Source organism: Candidatus Symbiothrix dinenymphae, from assembly GCF_001431085.1.
The window spans coordinates 1-466 of sequence record NZ_BBRU01000377.1 but is presented as its reverse complement, the minus strand read 5'-3'; the positions used below and the strand labels follow the sequence as shown (position 1 = coordinate 466).

At 45.3% G+C, this 466-nt stretch carries 1 protein-coding gene; it reads left to right on the top strand.

Features of this window, described 5'->3' with window-relative positions:
- Positions 1 to 422 (top strand): rod shape-determining protein (locus tag ASC50_RS04415; RefSeq protein ID WP_193391207.1); only part of this gene is annotated, 422 nt, incomplete at its 5' end.
- Positions 423 to 466: the final 44 nt, after the last annotated feature.

The following is a 466-nucleotide window of genomic DNA, read 5'->3' as shown; positions in this document are numbered from 1 at the left end:
ATATGAAAGTGGGCGAACGCACGGCGGAAATGATTAAAATCAATGTCGGCTCTGCCTCTGTCACGCTGGAAGACCCCCCTGAGGATTATATCGCGTTTGGTCCCAACCGTATGACCGCGCTCCCGATGGAAGTGCCGGTGTCGTACCAGGAAATTGCACACTGTTTGGATAAATCTATCAATAAAATTGAAATGGCTGTGCTAAGCGCGTTGGAAAATACCCCGCCGGAATTGTATGCCGACATCGTTCGCAACGGCATTTATCTCGCCGGTGGTGGTGCTTTGCTGAAAGGCTTGGACAAACGTTTGCAGGAAAAAATCAACATCCCGTTCCATATTGCCGAAGACCCGTTGCATTCGGTGGCAAAAGGAACCGGTATTGCATTGAAAAATATAGGCAGATATAAATTTTTGATTCGATAAATTGAAGAACTTAATCAGTTTTATTTTCAAAAACATCCATTGGG